Annotated in this window: 15 protein-coding genes; 11 read left to right on the forward strand and 4 right to left on the reverse strand. The window is 70.9% G+C overall.

Annotated elements, in window-relative coordinates:
* The first annotated feature begins 3 nt into the window (after positions 1–3).
* Together ABD770_RS08965 and menD are read left to right on the forward strand one after the other, a co-directional pair.
* Positions 4–345, forward strand: a complete 342-nt coding sequence (locus ABD770_RS08965; protein WP_344819207.1) for a PLD nuclease N-terminal domain-containing protein — start codon at positions 4–6, stop codon at positions 343–345.
* Complete coding sequence (gene menD, locus ABD770_RS08970) at positions 342–2027, forward strand: 2-succinyl-5-enolpyruvyl-6-hydroxy-3-cyclohexene-1-carboxylic-acid synthase (RefSeq protein ID WP_344819208.1); 1686 nt, start codon at positions 342–344, stop codon at positions 2025–2027. Before ABD770_RS08965 ends, menD begins: the two co-directional genes overlap by 4 nt.
* A 16-nt stretch (positions 2028–2043) precedes the next feature.
* On the opposite strand, the gene ABD770_RS08975 is transcribed toward menD, so the two are convergent.
* Complete coding sequence (locus ABD770_RS08975) at positions 2044–3576, reverse strand: DNA recombination protein RmuC (protein ID WP_344819209.1); 1533 nt, start codon at positions 3574–3576, stop codon at positions 2044–2046.
* An 87-nt stretch (positions 3577–3663) separates the two neighbouring features.
* On the opposite strand from ABD770_RS08975, the gene ABD770_RS08980 reads away from it, so the two are divergent.
* Positions 3664–4518 (forward strand): polyphosphate kinase 2 family protein, encoded by an 855-nt coding sequence (locus ABD770_RS08980; protein ID WP_344819210.1) that lies wholly within the window; start codon positions 3664–3666, stop codon positions 4516–4518.
* Positions 4519–4557: 39 nt separating this feature from the next.
* Here ABD770_RS08980 and ABD770_RS08985 read toward each other — a convergent pair whose 3' ends face one another.
* On the reverse strand, positions 4558–5271 hold the full coding sequence (locus ABD770_RS08985) for a demethylmenaquinone methyltransferase (RefSeq protein ID WP_344819211.1): 714 nt from the start codon (positions 5269–5271) through the stop codon (positions 4558–4560).
* A gap of 43 nt (positions 5272–5314) precedes the next feature.
* Here ABD770_RS08985 and ABD770_RS08990 point away from each other — a divergent pair, with 43 nt between their 5' ends.
* From ABD770_RS08990 to ABD770_RS09010, 5 genes are all read left to right on the forward strand, one after another.
* Positions 5315–5905, forward strand: coding sequence for a DUF402 domain-containing protein (locus tag ABD770_RS08990; RefSeq protein ID WP_344819212.1), 591 nt, complete (start codon positions 5315–5317; stop codon positions 5903–5905).
* Between the two features lie 142 nt (positions 5906–6047).
* Positions 6048–7316: an isochorismate synthase gene (locus tag ABD770_RS08995; protein WP_344819213.1), complete on the forward strand. Its 1269-nt coding sequence runs from the start codon at positions 6048–6050 to the stop codon at positions 7314–7316.
* Positions 7317–7399: 83 nt separating this feature from the next.
* Complete coding sequence (locus ABD770_RS09000) at positions 7400–8461, forward strand: polyprenyl synthetase family protein (RefSeq protein ID WP_344819214.1); 1062 nt, start codon at positions 7400–7402, stop codon at positions 8459–8461.
* A 14-nt stretch (positions 8462–8475) separates the two neighbouring features.
* Positions 8476–9855, forward strand: coding sequence for an FAD-dependent oxidoreductase (locus ABD770_RS09005; RefSeq protein ID WP_344819215.1), 1380 nt, complete (start codon positions 8476–8478; stop codon positions 9853–9855).
* Positions 9856–9883: 28 nt separating this feature from the next.
* Entirely contained in the window at positions 9884–10927 is a 1044-nt protein-coding gene (locus ABD770_RS09010; protein ID WP_344819216.1) for an alpha/beta hydrolase, read from the forward strand.
* On the opposite strand, the gene ABD770_RS09015 is transcribed toward ABD770_RS09010, so the two are convergent.
* Positions 10912–11586, reverse strand: coding sequence for a GntR family transcriptional regulator (locus ABD770_RS09015; protein ID WP_344819217.1), 675 nt, complete (start codon positions 11584–11586; stop codon positions 10912–10914). The genes ABD770_RS09010 and ABD770_RS09015 overlap by 16 nt on opposite strands.
* A gap of 93 nt (positions 11587–11679) precedes the next feature.
* A complete protein-coding gene (locus ABD770_RS09020) occupies positions 11680–12168 on the reverse strand; it encodes a YajQ family cyclic di-GMP-binding protein (RefSeq protein ID WP_344819218.1) in 489 nt (162 codons plus the stop codon).
* 69 nt (positions 12169–12237) lie between these two features.
* Between ABD770_RS09020 and ABD770_RS09025 the strand changes: the two genes are divergently transcribed.
* The 3 genes from ABD770_RS09025 to ABD770_RS09035 all read left to right on the forward strand — a co-directional run bounded on the left by ABD770_RS09025 (position 12238) and on the right by ABD770_RS09035 (position 13454).
* Positions 12238–12570, forward strand: a complete 333-nt coding sequence (locus ABD770_RS09025; RefSeq protein ID WP_344819219.1) for a PadR family transcriptional regulator — start codon at positions 12238–12240, stop codon at positions 12568–12570.
* Complete coding sequence (locus ABD770_RS09030; protein WP_344819220.1) at positions 12567–13211, forward strand: HAAS signaling domain-containing protein; 645 nt, start codon at positions 12567–12569, stop codon at positions 13209–13211. Before ABD770_RS09025 ends, ABD770_RS09030 begins: the two co-directional genes overlap by 4 nt.
* A gap of 84 nt (positions 13212–13295) precedes the next feature.
* Positions 13296–13454: a hypothetical protein gene (locus ABD770_RS09035; protein ID WP_344819221.1), complete on the forward strand. Its 159-nt coding sequence runs from the start codon at positions 13296–13298 to the stop codon at positions 13452–13454.
* Positions 13455–13521 lie beyond the last annotated feature (67 nt).

Below are 13521 nucleotides of genomic sequence, written 5' to 3' on the forward strand. Positions count from 1 at the left end.
GGCATGGCACGTCTCCTGATCATCGGCGGGTTTCTCGCCGTGGTGTTCTGGGTGTTCAGCATCGTGGACTGCACTGTGCAGCCGGCGGAGCGGCACCGCGGCGTCTCCAAGGCCGCGTGGGTGCTGATCGTTCTGCTGCTCCCGGTGATCGGCGGCATCCTGTGGTTCACGCTCGGTCGGCTGGCCGCCGGCGAGGTCGACACCGGCTACGTGGTTCCTCCGGATGATGACCCGCAGGTGCTGCGGCGGATGGGCAACGCCGAGCAGGACGCCCGCATCCGCGAGCTGGAGGCGGAGCTGTCCCGCTTGGACGACGAAGCAGACGGCGCGGATCCGCGCTCGTGACGGCGTCTCCTGCCGCCGAGGCGGCGGCCGGGCTCCTCGCCGAGCTCGTCGGGAGCGGACTGCGCGATCTCGTGCTCTCTCCCGGATCGCGGTCCCAGGCGCTCGCCCTGGCGGCGATGGACCTGTCCCGGCGGGGGGTGCTGCGCGTGCACGTCCGAGTGGACGAGCGGGTGGCCGCGTTCACGGCCCTGGGTCTGGCTCGTGAGTCCGGTCTGCCCGTCGCGGTGCTGTGCACGTCGGGCACCGCCGCGGGCAACCTGCTTCCGGCGGCCATGGAGGCCTTCCACGCCGGGGTGCCGCTGCTGCTGCTGACAGCCGATCGCCCGCCGGAGCTGCGCGGCGTCGGAGCGAACCAGGCCACCATTCAGCCCGGCCTGTTCGGGTCGTTCGTGCGGCTGGCGGTGGACGCACCCGTACCCGGTCCCGCCGCTCCCGGCGCGGCGGCAGCCGTGTGGTCGGGGCTCGCCGCGCAGGTGGTCGCCGCGGCGACGGGGGTCGAGGGCTCCGGACTGCCGGGCATCGCGGGGCCGGTGCAGCTGAACCTCCCCACCCGCGAGCCGCTGTCGGGCGATCCCGGCGCCGATGTCGCGGTGGAGCCCGGTGCCGCGCCCGTCGTGCCCGTGCCGGAGCCCGTCGCATTGGAACGCGGTCCGCGTACGATCGTGATCGCGGGCGCGGATGCCGGGCCGGATGCCGAGGAGCTGTCCCACCGGGGCGGCTGGCCGATGATCGCGGAGATCGTCAGCGGTGCGCGCTATGGCCGACTCGTGGTGCACGGTTACCGTCGTCTGCTGGGCGACGATGCGCTGGGCGGCCGCATCGAGCGGGTGGTCGTGTTCGGACATCCCACGCTCAGCCGCGAGGTGGCGGCTCTGCTGGCTCGCAGCGACCTCGAGGTCGTCGCGGTGCGTCGTGGTGGCCAGGACCTGAATCTCAACGGACGCACGCGGGCGGTCGGCTCTGTGACGGTCGCCGCGGGGCCTGTGGACCGGCAGTGGCTCGGCGCCTGGATGAACGCGTCGGCGGCGGCCGTGGTCGATCTCAGCGCGCCGGCGCCCGATCACGACGGACTGTCCTCGGAGGACAAGGCGGCCCGGCTGAGCGCTGTGCGCGCCGAGCTGGACGCGGTGCGGCGGCGGGTGGACCGGGAGATCCTCGTGGATGCCGTGTGGCGGGCTACCTGGCCGCATGACCGCCTCGTGTTCGGGTCCTCCCGGCTCGTGCGCGTCGCCGACGAGGTGCTCGGGGGGAAGAAGGTGCCCGTGCACGCCAACCGCGGTCTGGCCGGAATCGACGGCACTGTGGCGACGGCGATCGGCGTCGCCCTGGCCAGTCAGGCGGCGGGCGCCGCCGGTGTGACCCGGGCGCTTCTCGGCGACCTCGCCCTCCTGCATGACGTGGGGGCTCTGCTGCTGCCGGCCGACGAGCCGCCGCCGCGCATCCAGGTCGTCGTGGGCAACGACGGTGGCGGGACGATCTTCGACGGGCTCGAGGTCGCGGCATCCGCTCCGACGGCGGATCTGGACCGCGCGTTCTACACGCCGCAGGCGGTGGACCTCGCGCAGGTGGCCGCGGCCTACGGCTGGGAGTTCACCCGGGTCACCACCCGGTCCGCGCTCGAGCAGGCACTGACGTCGCCGCCGGCGAAGCCGCAGATCATCGAGGTGCCGCTGGAGCGCTGACCGCGGCCCCGGCGACTCAGTCCAGGCGCTGCGTGATCTCGCCGAGGTCGGCACCCGCATACCGTCCGCCCTCGATGGCGTCGTGGCTCTCGATGGCGTCCCGGCCCTCGGAGTCATCCGCGTCCTCGTACAGGTCGGACTTCTGCGGGGGCACGGCTTGCGCCTCGACGGGGGAGGTGTCGGTGAGCACGTCCTCGAGCCCCTGCAGGGCGCTGAACCTGCGTGCCTGCGTGACGACATTGCGGTCCAGGGACCCGGCGAAGCGGTTGTAGGCGTCGACCGTCGAGTTCAAGCTCCTGCCGAGCTTGGCCAGATGCGCCCCGAGGGTGCCCAGACGCTTGTGCAGCTCCTTGCCCACCGTGAAGATCTGCTGCGCCTCGTGTGCGAGCTGATCCTGCCGCCACGCGTGCCCCACGGTGCGCAGCAGGGCGATGAGGGTCGAGGGGGTGGCGATCACGACGTTCCGCTCGAAGGCGTACTCGTACAGCGTCGAGTCCTGGTCGAGCGCCGCGGCGAGGAAGGGCTCGGCGGGCACGAACATCACCACGAACTCGGGGGAGCCCGCCACGGCGTCCCAGTACTCCTTGGCGCTCAGGTCGTCGATGTGCTTGCGCAGGTGGCGCGCGTGCGCCTGCAACCGCTGCGCCCGCACGGTGTCGTCGGTGGCCTCCATGGCCTCCAGGTAGCCGTTGAACGCCACCTTGGAGTCCACCACGACGCGCTTGTCGCCCGCCAGGTGCACGACCATGTCCGGACGCAGCGCGCCGTCGTCGGTCACGTGATGCAGCTGCTCGTCGAAGTCGACGTGGTTGACCATGCCCGCGGCCTCCACGACGCGCCGCAGCTGCAGCTCGCCCCAGCGACCGCGCACCTGCGGCGCGCGTAGGGCGTTCACGAGGTTTCGAGTCTCCGCGCCCAGCGTCTCGGATGTCCGGCGCATGGACAGCAGCTGCTCGGTGAGCGCCGCGTTGGCCTCCAGGCGCGTTTTCTCCGCCGTCGTCATCTCGGTCTTCACCGTCTCGAGGGTCTTCTGCAGCGGCTCGATGAGCTGCCGCACGGCGTCCTGCCGCTTCTGCAACTCGGCCGCGCCCTCGCTCTGGCTGCGCTTGAGGCGCTCCTCCGCCTGCTGCAGGAACGCCTTCGAATTGGCCTCGAGTGCACGTCTGCTCAGCGCGTCGAACTCGTCGGCGAGCCGCTTCTGATCTGCTCGGAGCTCCTCCAGCCGCTCGGCGTGCTGCGCGCGCTCCTGCTCCAACCGCGCCTGCGCCTGTGCGCGGGCGTCCGCGACGGCGGCCTCGCCGAGTCTGCGGGCCTCTGCGATCCGCTCGTCCCCGAGCATCCGCTCCTCCTGAACGCGCGCGGCGGTCTCCGCGCGCGCCGCCGCCACGTCCTGCTCCAGCGCCGTGACGCGCAGCCGCGCCGCCGTCGTCTCCGCACGGACCTCGGCATCCGCCCCACGGCCGCGCTGCACGCCGAGCACGAAGCCGAGCGCGCCGGCGAGAGCCGCGACGAGAGCCGCGACGACGATCACGAGAAGCGAGGTGTCCATGCTCCGATTGTGCACGGGGCCTCCGACACTCCGAACCGCCGATTCGCCCGGGCGCGCCCTGTCGGCCCCGGACGGCATGATGTGTGCATGGGAAAGCACGCATGGACGACCGACCCCGGTGAGACGCTGCGAGTGGGCGACGGCTTCCGCCTGAGCGGCGTGGATCCGGACGCCACTCCCGGCTTCGACGGCGGGAAGAAGGCCGGAGAGCGGCTTCTGGCCGCACGGCGGGAGGAGCTCGGCGACCTGCAGGAGCGACTGTTCGCCGGCTCCCGTGCGGGTGAAGCCGAGGGGTCCGTGCTGCTGGTGCTGCAGGCCATGGACTCCGCGGGCAAGGGCGGCATCGTCCGCCACGTCGTCGGCGGCGTCGATCCGCAGGGCGTGGAGCTCGCGTCCTTCGGCGCGCCGACGACGGAGGAGCTCGAGCACGACTTCCTCTGGCGCGTCCGCAAGAGGCTCCCGCGGCCCGGTTTCATCGGCGTGTTCGACCGGTCGCACTACGAGGACGTGCTCATCGGCCGTGTGCGCGAACTGGCTCCGGAGGACGAGATCGAGCGCCGCTACGGCGCCATCAACGACTTCGAGCGCGGCATCGCCGCATCCGGCACCCGCATCGTCAAGGTCATGCTGCACATCTCGCGCGACGAGCAGAAGCAGCGGCTGATGGAGCGGCTGGACCGCCCCGACAAGCGCTGGAAGTACAACCCCGGGGACGTCGACGAGCGGAGGCTGTGGGATCAGTACATGGCCGCGTACCAGACGGTGTTCGACCGGACCTCCGTGCCGGACGCGCCGTGGCACGTCGTGCCGGCGGACCGCAAGTGGTACGCGCGGCTGGCCGTGCAGGAGTTGCTGATCGACGCGCTCGAGAACCTCGATCCGCGGTGGCCGGCCGCCGATTTCGACGTCGAGGAGGAGAAGCGGCGCCTCGCTGACAGCTGACGGCGACGCACCGGACAGGCCTGACAGCGACCGGCGCCCTCAGGACAGCGGCTTGCGCCCTCGGTGCAGTGCGACGATGCCGAATGTGAGGTTGCGGTGCGCGACCTCGGTCCACCCCGCTTCGCGGATCCAGCCCGCGAGCGTCCTCTGGTCCGGCCAGTCCCGAATCGACTCGTTGAGGTAGTCGTAGGCGTCGCCGTTGGTCCCGGCCAGGCGCGCCACCCGCGGCAGCACCTGCGCGTTGTAGAACCTGTACACCCTGCGGAACAGGCGGTTCGGGGGTGTGGAGAACTCGTTGATCACCAGACGCCCACCCGGCCTGGTCACCCGGAGAAGCTCGGTGAGGGCCTTCTTCGGCTGCTGCACGTTGCGAAGACCGTACGACATCGTGACGGCGTCGAACTCGTCATCGCCGAAGGGCAGCGCCGTGGCATCCGCCTCCACGAACGAGATGTTGGGCAGGTGCCCGTGCCGCCGCCTGCCCTCGGCCAGCATTCCGGGGGAGAAGTCGGCGGCCACGACCTGCGCGCCCGAGGCCGCCAGGGACGCCGAGGAGGACGCCGTGCCCGCCGCGAGGTCGAGGATGCGCTCGCCGCGCCGCGGCGCCACGGCGCGCGTCGTCGCCGCACGCCACAGCGCGTCGTTGCCGAAGGTCATGACGGTGTTGGTGCGGTCGTAGCCGGCGGCGACCTGGTCGAACATGCTGCTGACGTGCGAGGGGTCTCTGTCGAGGTCGGCGCGGTTCGGCTCCATCCCTCGATCCTAGAGCGGAGCCGTGCGGTCGTAGACTCGGCGCGTGAGCGCGAAGCGTCCCGAGCCGGGAACCCTGATGATCTTCCGATGGCGCAAATGGGACGGATCACCGCACTGGGCCAACGAGGAGGTGTACCTCGGCTCCGACCGGTGGGGCGACTGGCTGGGCCAGCCGAGCGGGTGGCGCAGTGTCCGTCCGGGGCGGGAGTTCATCGCCGTCTCCCCGGATGTCACGCTCATCCCGCATGCGGATGCCGCGCACGGCGCCGACCATGCCGTGACCGTGCACCGCGACCACCCGAAGGGCATGCGCGTCTACATCGACCTCGCCTGGAACGTGCGCTGGACGGACGGCGGCACGGATGCGGCGACGGGCTGGCCGGTCCTGGCCACCGGGATCGACATGGACCTCGACGTCGTTCGCGTGGCGGGGGAGCGCGGAACCTGGGTCGACGATCGGGACGAGTGGGCCGAGCACAGCATCCGCTACGGCTACCCGCCCGAGACGGTCGCCCATCTGGAGTCCCTCGCCGTGGACCTGGAGCGGCGCGTGCGCGCACAGGTGCCGCCCTTCGACGACGTGACGGCGGATGCCTGGCTGGACCGGCTCGAGGCACTGCGCCCGGCTCGCTGAGAGTCTCCGTTCGGAGCCCTGAGCGCGCCCGCGGCCTGTCTCATGCGGAAGGCGCCGCGACACGCCGCAGGCCGGACGGATGCTCCGAACGGCGGCACACGCGTCCACCTCACACCTCCGCACCGAACAGTAGGCTGGAGGCGTGAGCAGCATCCGCCTGGTCGCGCAGACCCGCGAGATCCCACCCGTCGATGATCTGCTGGCACACACCTCCGCCTCCGCACCGATCGCCTGGCTGCGTCGTGGCGAGGGCATCGTGGCGGCCGGCGACGGGACCGCCGCGACCCTTCGCGTGGAAGCGGGCGACGGCGGGCCGCGCTCGGGCGTCGTCGCGGCAGCCTGGCGTGAGGCCATGGCGGCGTCCGAGATCGACGACCCCCTGGCTCTGCCCGGCACGGGGCCGGTGGGTTTCGGGGCGCTCCCCTTCGACGAGGACTCGGTTTCCGCCGGGGTCCTCATCGTGCCGCGCACCGTGATCGGATGGCGGGACGGACGCAGCTGGATCACCCGCATCCGCCGGGCCGAGGAGGACGACTTCGCGCCCGTGCCCGAGCCTGCGGGCTTCGCCCCGCACTGGGCCGGCCGCGTCGGCCCCGGTGCGCAGACCCCGCAGGCGTATCAGGACGCCGTGCGCGCGGCGTTGGACGAGATCGCCGCAGGCGCGTACAGCAAGGTCGTGCTCGCGCGCGACGTGACCGGCACCGTTCCCGGCGATGCGGATCTGCGCCGTCTCGTGCGCGCACTGTCCACCGACTACCCCGACACATGGACGTTCGCCGTCGACGGGCTCATCGGCGCGAGTCCGGAGACGCTCGTCACCACGCACACCCGCACGGTCACAGCGCGGGTGCTGGCGGGCACCACCGGACGCGGCGCGGATCCGGATGCCGACGCCGCGGCGTCCTCGGCGCTGGCCGTCAGCGCCAAGGACCTCGACGAGCACAGCTACGCCGTCCGCAGCGTGCTCGCCGCCCTGCGCCCGCACACCCGCACGCTCACGGCCAGTGATGAGCCGTTCGTGCTGGAGCTCCCCAACCTCTTCCATCTCGCCACGGACGTGCGCGGCGAGCTCCTCGACGGGGAGTCCTCCCTCGACCTCGTCGGCGCCATGCATCCGACCGCGGCCGTCGCGGGGTCGCCCACGGACGCCGCCGTCGCGGCGATCCGGCGACTGGAGCCCTTCGACCGGGGTCGCTACGCGGGGCCGGTCGGCTGGATCGATGCGTCCGGCGACGGCGAGTGGGCGATCGCGCTGCGGTGCGCGCAGTTCGGCGACGTCCCCGACGACGAGTCCGGCGTGCGCCGGGTGACGGCGTACGCGGGAGCCGGCATCGTGGCGGGCAGCGACCCCGAGTCCGAGCTGCTGGAGACCCGAGTGAAGTTCCGCCCGCTCATCGACGCGCTCGCCTGAGGCATCCGCCTCGTCTGTGCACGACACCGGGCACCCCGTGGTGACGGGCGTGGACTCCGCGCTGCGCAGGTAGGCTGGAGGGCGTGACTTCGAGCCCAGAATCCCCGGGCCCGCGACTGGCGAGCCGTCTCGGCTTCAGCGACCGCGTCTTCCTCGGCACCGCAGGACGCCGCATCGCCGCACATGTCGAAGAGGGCCTCGACCTCGTGGAGACGGGCCTCGCGGAGGAGCTGAGGATCGCGGATCCTGTGGCGGACGCCGCCGCCCGCTACCTGTACGAGGCCGGTGGAAAGCGCATCCGGCCCGTCCTCACGCTGCTGACCGCGCAGCTGGGGCAGGGCAATGTGCCCGCCGTCATAGACGTCGCCAAGGCGCTGGAGTTGACCCACCTCGGCTCCCTGTACCACGACGATGTCATGGACGGCGCCGACACCCGTCGGGGCGTGCCGGCCGCGCACGGCGTGTGGGGCAACAACGTCGCCATCCTCACCGGCGACATCCTGTTCTCGCGGGCCAGTCAGATCATGTCCCGTTATGGCGAGCGCGCCATGCGTCTGCAGGCCGACACGTTCGAGCGCCTGGTGCTCGGGCAGATGCACGAGACCGTGGGCGTCCAGGCGGGAGACGACCCCATCGAGTTCTACATCCAGGTGCTCGCGGACAAGACCGGCTCGCTCATCGCCGCCGCGACGCAGGGCGGCGTGATCTTCTCCGACGCTCCGGCCGAGTACGAAGAGCCGCTGCGCGACTACGGTGAGAAGGTCGGGGTGGCGTTCCAGCTGCTCGACGACGTCATCGACCTCTCCGCGGACGCCGCCGAGACCGGGAAGGTCCCCGGCACCGACCTGCGCGCAGGCGTGCCGACGATGCCATCCCTGCTGCTGAACACCGGCACGGAGCCCGCCGACATCGACCTGTCCGTGCGCATCGACGAGGGCGTCGCGCGCATCGCGGAGGGAGCCGATCCCGCGGTCCTCGACGGCCCGCTCGCCGAGCTCCGCGACCACGACGCCACCCGCCGCACCATGGAGCTGGCCCGTGCCTGGACGGCCGACGCCGTCGCCGCACTGGCGCCGCTGCCCCGCGGCCCGGTGCGCGAATCGCTCACGCGGTTCGCGCAGACTCTCGCTGACCGCAGCAGCTGACGGAAGGAACCCCATTGACGAAGCTCAAGCTGGCCATCGTCGGGGCGGGACCGGCGGGCATCTACGCCGCCGACATCCTGCTCAAGGCGGAGCGCAAGTTCGATGTCGCCATCGACCTGTTCGAACAGCTCCCCGCACCCTACGGGCTGGTCCGCTACGGGGTGGCTCCCGATCACCCGCGCATCAAGGGCATCATCAATGCACTGCGCAACGTGATCGACCACGGCGACATGCGTCTGTTCGGCAACGTGCGCTTCGGCACCGACATCACTCTCGACGACCTCAAGCGGCATTACAACGCGGTGATCTTCGCCACCGGAGCCGCGCGCGACTCCAGCCTGGACATCCCCGGCATCGACGCCGACCACTCCTTCGGCGCCGCGGAGTACGTCAGCTGGTTCGACGGGCATCCCGACGTGCCGACGGAATGGAATCTTGACGCGGAGTCCGTGGGCGTGATCGGCAACGGGAATGTCGCGCTGGACGTGTCGCGCATGCTGGCCAAGCATGCCGACGACCTGCTGGAGACCGAGATCCCCGACAACGTCTACCAGGGGCTGAAGGCGAGCAGGATCACGGATGTGCACGTGTTCGGCCGACGCGGGCCCGCGCAGGTGAAGTTCACCCCGCTCGAACTGCGCGAGCTCGGTGAGCTGCGCGACGTCGACATGGTGGTCTACGACGAGGACTTCGACTACGACGAGGCGTCGAAGCAGGCCGTGGCCAGCAACAAGCAGGTGATGGTCATCGACCGGATCATGCAGTCGTGGCGGAAGCTCGATTCGGTCAACAACACCGGCGGCACGGCATCCCGTCGACTGCACCTGCACTTCTGGGCTCGCCCTGTCGAGGTGAAGAAGGACGGGAACGGCCGTGTCGCGGCCCTCGTGTACGAGCGCACGAAATCCGACGGCGCGGGCGGCGCGGTCGGGACGGGAGAGCTGCGGGAAGTCCCCATCCAGGGTCTCTACCGCGCGATCGGCTACTTCGGATCCCCCCTGCCCGGCGTCCCCTTCGACAAGAAGCACGGCGTCATCCCCAACCGTGAGGGCCAGGTGCTGGAGGCGAAGTCGAACCAGCGCGTGCCGGGCATCTACACGACCGGCTGGATCAAACGGGGTCCGGTGGGACTGATCGGCCACACCAAGTCGGATGCCATGGAGACCGTGCAGCATCTCATCAATGACCAGGGCTCCTGGTGGCAGCCCGAGGACCCCTCCGACGACGCGATCCTCACGCTGCTGACCGAGCGCGGCGTGAAGTGGACGGACCTGGAGGGCTGGCACCGGCTGGATGCGCACGAGATCGCGCTGGGTACGGTGCACGAGCATGAGCGCGAGCGCGTGAAGCTCGTGCCGCGCGACGAGATGGTGCGCGTCTCGCGCGGGGAGTGAACGGCACCGCGCAGGCGGGACCGAGGGCATGGACGCAGCAGGCGGGTGGATTCCGGACGTCCTGGGCGAGGAGTTCGAGCGGCTGACGCTTCCGCTGGGATCGGACGCCGAGGGCGAGGTCGTGGCGACGCTCGTGCGTGCGCTCCCGGATGCCGTGCCCTGGTGGCGCATTCGTCGTCGGGCCGCTTCGTTGGCGGACGTCGACGTGCTGTACGTGCATGGGTGGTCGGACTACTTCTTCCAGAAGCGTCTCGCCCGGTTCTGGACCTCGCGCGGTGCCCGGTTCTTCGCGCTGGACCTGCGCAAGTACGGTCGAAGTCTGCGGCCGGGCCAGACGCCCGGCTTCATCACGGACCTCGCCGAGTACGACACGGACATCGCCGCGGCGCTGGATGCCAGGGGAGCGGCCGACGGGCGTCGGCTCGTGCTGCTGGGGCATTCGACGGGCGGTCTGGTGCTCAGCCTGTGGGCGGCACGGCACCCGGGCCGGGCGGCCGCTGTGATCCTCAATTCGCCGTGGCTGGAGTTCCAGCTCGGCGCCGCACGCCCGGCGATCGCGCCGGTGGTCGAGCTGCAGGCGAGATGGTGGCCGATGGACGCGGCACCGCAGGTCGATCTGGGCTTCTACACGCGCGCGCAGAACGAAGTCGCCGATCCGTTGGATCCGATGGAGATCGACCTGGCCTGGCGGCCCGTGCAGTCCATGACCGTGCACGCGGCGTGGCTGCACGCCGTGCTGCAGGGCCATCGTGCGGTCGCGGCGGGGCTGGACATCGAGGCGCCGGTGTGCGTGCTCCTCTCCGCCCGGACGGCCGTGCCCCGGCGCTGGTCCGATGAGCTGACGCGCGCGGACAGCGTGCTGGTCGTCGACGAGATCGCCCGCGCGGCGCTGAAGCTCGGCTCGTCGGTGACGATCGAGCGCATCGACGGAGCGCTGCACGACGTGTTCCTCTCCCGGCATGAGGCGAGGGAGGAGGCCTACGCACGGCTGGACCGCTGGGTCGCCGGATGGGCGCTCTCGCGCCGACGCCCTGGGACCTCCCGCGGCGGGCGGAGTCAGGCGACGTCGTAGACCGCTCGGAAAGCGCGCTCCGCGGCATCCGCGTTCCGGCCGCGCAGGGCGTCCTCGAGTCGTCCGTACGCGGTCAGCACCCGCGGCCGCTGCTCCGGCGTGAGGGGGAGAGCGCGCAGGGCTCTGGCCAGGGCGGGGGTCGCGTCGTCGATCAGGGTCTGCTGCAGCGGGTTGCCCGCGTGCGCGGCGAGGTGGTCGATGACCCGATGCCGCGCCTGCGAGCACGCCACAGGGTCGTCGATGTGCTGTGAGACCTCGGAGATCAGCTCCGACAGCGTCTCCAGATCATCCTCGGTCAGCCGGGGGCAGGCAAGGCGTGCGATGATGCCCGCCTGGTACCCGGCGAACTCCCTCGCGGCGTGCACCGAGTCGTCTGTGACGCTGCTGACCTCGGTGTACCGACTGGGATACATCACGACCAGTCCGATGCGCTCGAGCCGCTGCAGCGCCTCGCGCACGGGTGTGCGCGAGACGGAGAGCTCCGCGGCCAGGTCGGCGTCCCTGATCCGGGCGCCCGGGGCGAGGTCGCCGTCGATGATGCGCTCGGCGATGAGCTGGAACACTCCTTCGGCCAGCAGATGCTTCTTGACCTCGTTGTCGCGGATCCCCGTCCGCGGTCGCTCGACACCCGCCATCATCCCCACTCCCCAGACAGCCATATCTGGGACGCCCCACACGCCCCGTACCGTGCACTCTAGCGCGTCACGCGACAGCGGACACCCGGCGGCTCGGCGAGGCGAGAGGCGGCGATGCTACCGGTAGTTGATGAACTGCAGGTCGATGTCGAGGTCGCTGCCCTTCAGCAGCGCGATCACGGACTGCAGGGCGTCGCGGCTCTTGGACTGCACGCGAAGCTCGTCGCCCTGGATCTGGCTCTTCACGCCCTTGGGACCCTCATCGCGGATGATCCGGCTGATCTTCTTGGCGTTCTCGCTGGAGATCCCGTTCTTGAGGGAGGAGACGATGCGGTACTCCTTGCCGCTCGCGAAGGGCTCGCCGGAGTCGAGGCTCTTCAGCGAGATGCCGCGCTTGATGAGCTTGGACTGCAGGACATCCAGCACAGCCCTGGCGCGCTCCTCGGTGTTGGCCTTGATGAGGATCTGCTCGCCGCTCCACGCCACGGAGGCGTCGGTGCCCTTGAAGTCGTAGCGCTGCTCGACCTCTTTGCGAGCCTGGTTCACTGCGTTTTCCGCCTCCTGATGGTCGACCTTGGAGACGATGTCGAACGATGAGTCAGCCATGTCGGCAGTCTAGCGAGCGGGTGGGACGGGTGATTGTGGTGACTTGCCATGCATGCTAGCTTGTGATGCATGACAGTGGACGTGGGGGCGCAGATGCGCAAGGGGGTGGTCGAGTACTGCGTGCTGGGCCTGCTCTCCCGCGAGCCGATGTACGGCTGGCAGCTGGCCGACGCGCTCACCGCACCGGGGCTCATCGCCAGCATCGGCACCCTGTATCCGCTGCTGGGCCGCCTGCGCGACAACGGCTGGGTGACGACCTTCGAGCGCCCTTCCGGCACCGGGCCCGTGCGCAGGTACTACCGGCTCACGGATGCCGGCGTCGGCCAGCTCGCGCTGTTCCGCACGCAGTGGCGTCCCTTCGCGCAGACCGTTTCGCACCTCGTGGGAGAGGAAACCTCATGATGACAGCCGTCTCCGACTACCTCGCCCGGCTCGACGTCGCGCTGCGGGATGTGCCGCACGGCGTCGCCGCGGAGATCCGCGCGGGCATCGCCGAAGAACTCTCCAGCCTGGATGCGGAGGCCGCCGAGGCCCGCATCGCGCAACTGGGTGATCCCGGCGTGATCGCCCGGGAGGCGATGGATGCAGGCGCGTACGCGGCTTCGATGGCACCGCCGCCCGCGGCATCCGCACCGCCGTCCTCAGCCGGCCGAGGCCCTGCGAGCCGCACGCGCGGCTTCGCGATCGTCGCCGCGCTGGTGCTGAGCTTCGGCGGCTACATCGTGCCGCTGGTGGGTTGGTTCGTGGGTGTGGCGCTCGTGCTCATGAGCACCATGTGGCGTGCGTGGGAGAAGACGGTGGCGATCCTCGCCCCCGTGGTGTTCTTCGCGATCCTCCTGCTCTTCTCGCTGCCGGCATCCGTGACCGTCAGTTCGGGAGAGGTGCACGAGGTGTCGGGGGACGGCGCGGCGGAGGTGGCGACTCCGCTGATCCCGACCGCCTATGACTTCTCCTGGTCATCCCTCGTCCTGCTGCTGGTGCTGGTCATCCCGGCATCCGGCCTGTGGCTGCTGTGGCGGATGCGGGGGCGCACGGCGTCCTGAGCATCCGCCGCCCGTGCCCGGTCGCGGAGGCGACACGGGTCATGGATGCCGCCGGAGGGCCGCCGCCGGGCGTACGGTGTCGTCATGACGGCACGAGTGGGAGGGCGCAGTACGGCGGCGAGCTGGATCGTCGGCATCCTGTGCGCGGCCGTGATCGCCGGTCTCATCTGGCTGTCCCTGCCCGCCGGCCCGGGCATGCTCGCGATCCTCGGCGACCTCCTCGACGGCGGCGCACGAGGCTGAGCACCGGGCGCCGATCGGAGCCCGGCGTCGGGCAGACCACCGACACGTCGGCACGCCTCCGACCCCG

Source organism: Microbacterium soli (assembly GCF_039539005.1).
Classification (GTDB): Bacteria; Actinomycetota; Actinomycetes; order Actinomycetales; family Microbacteriaceae; genus Microbacterium; species Microbacterium soli.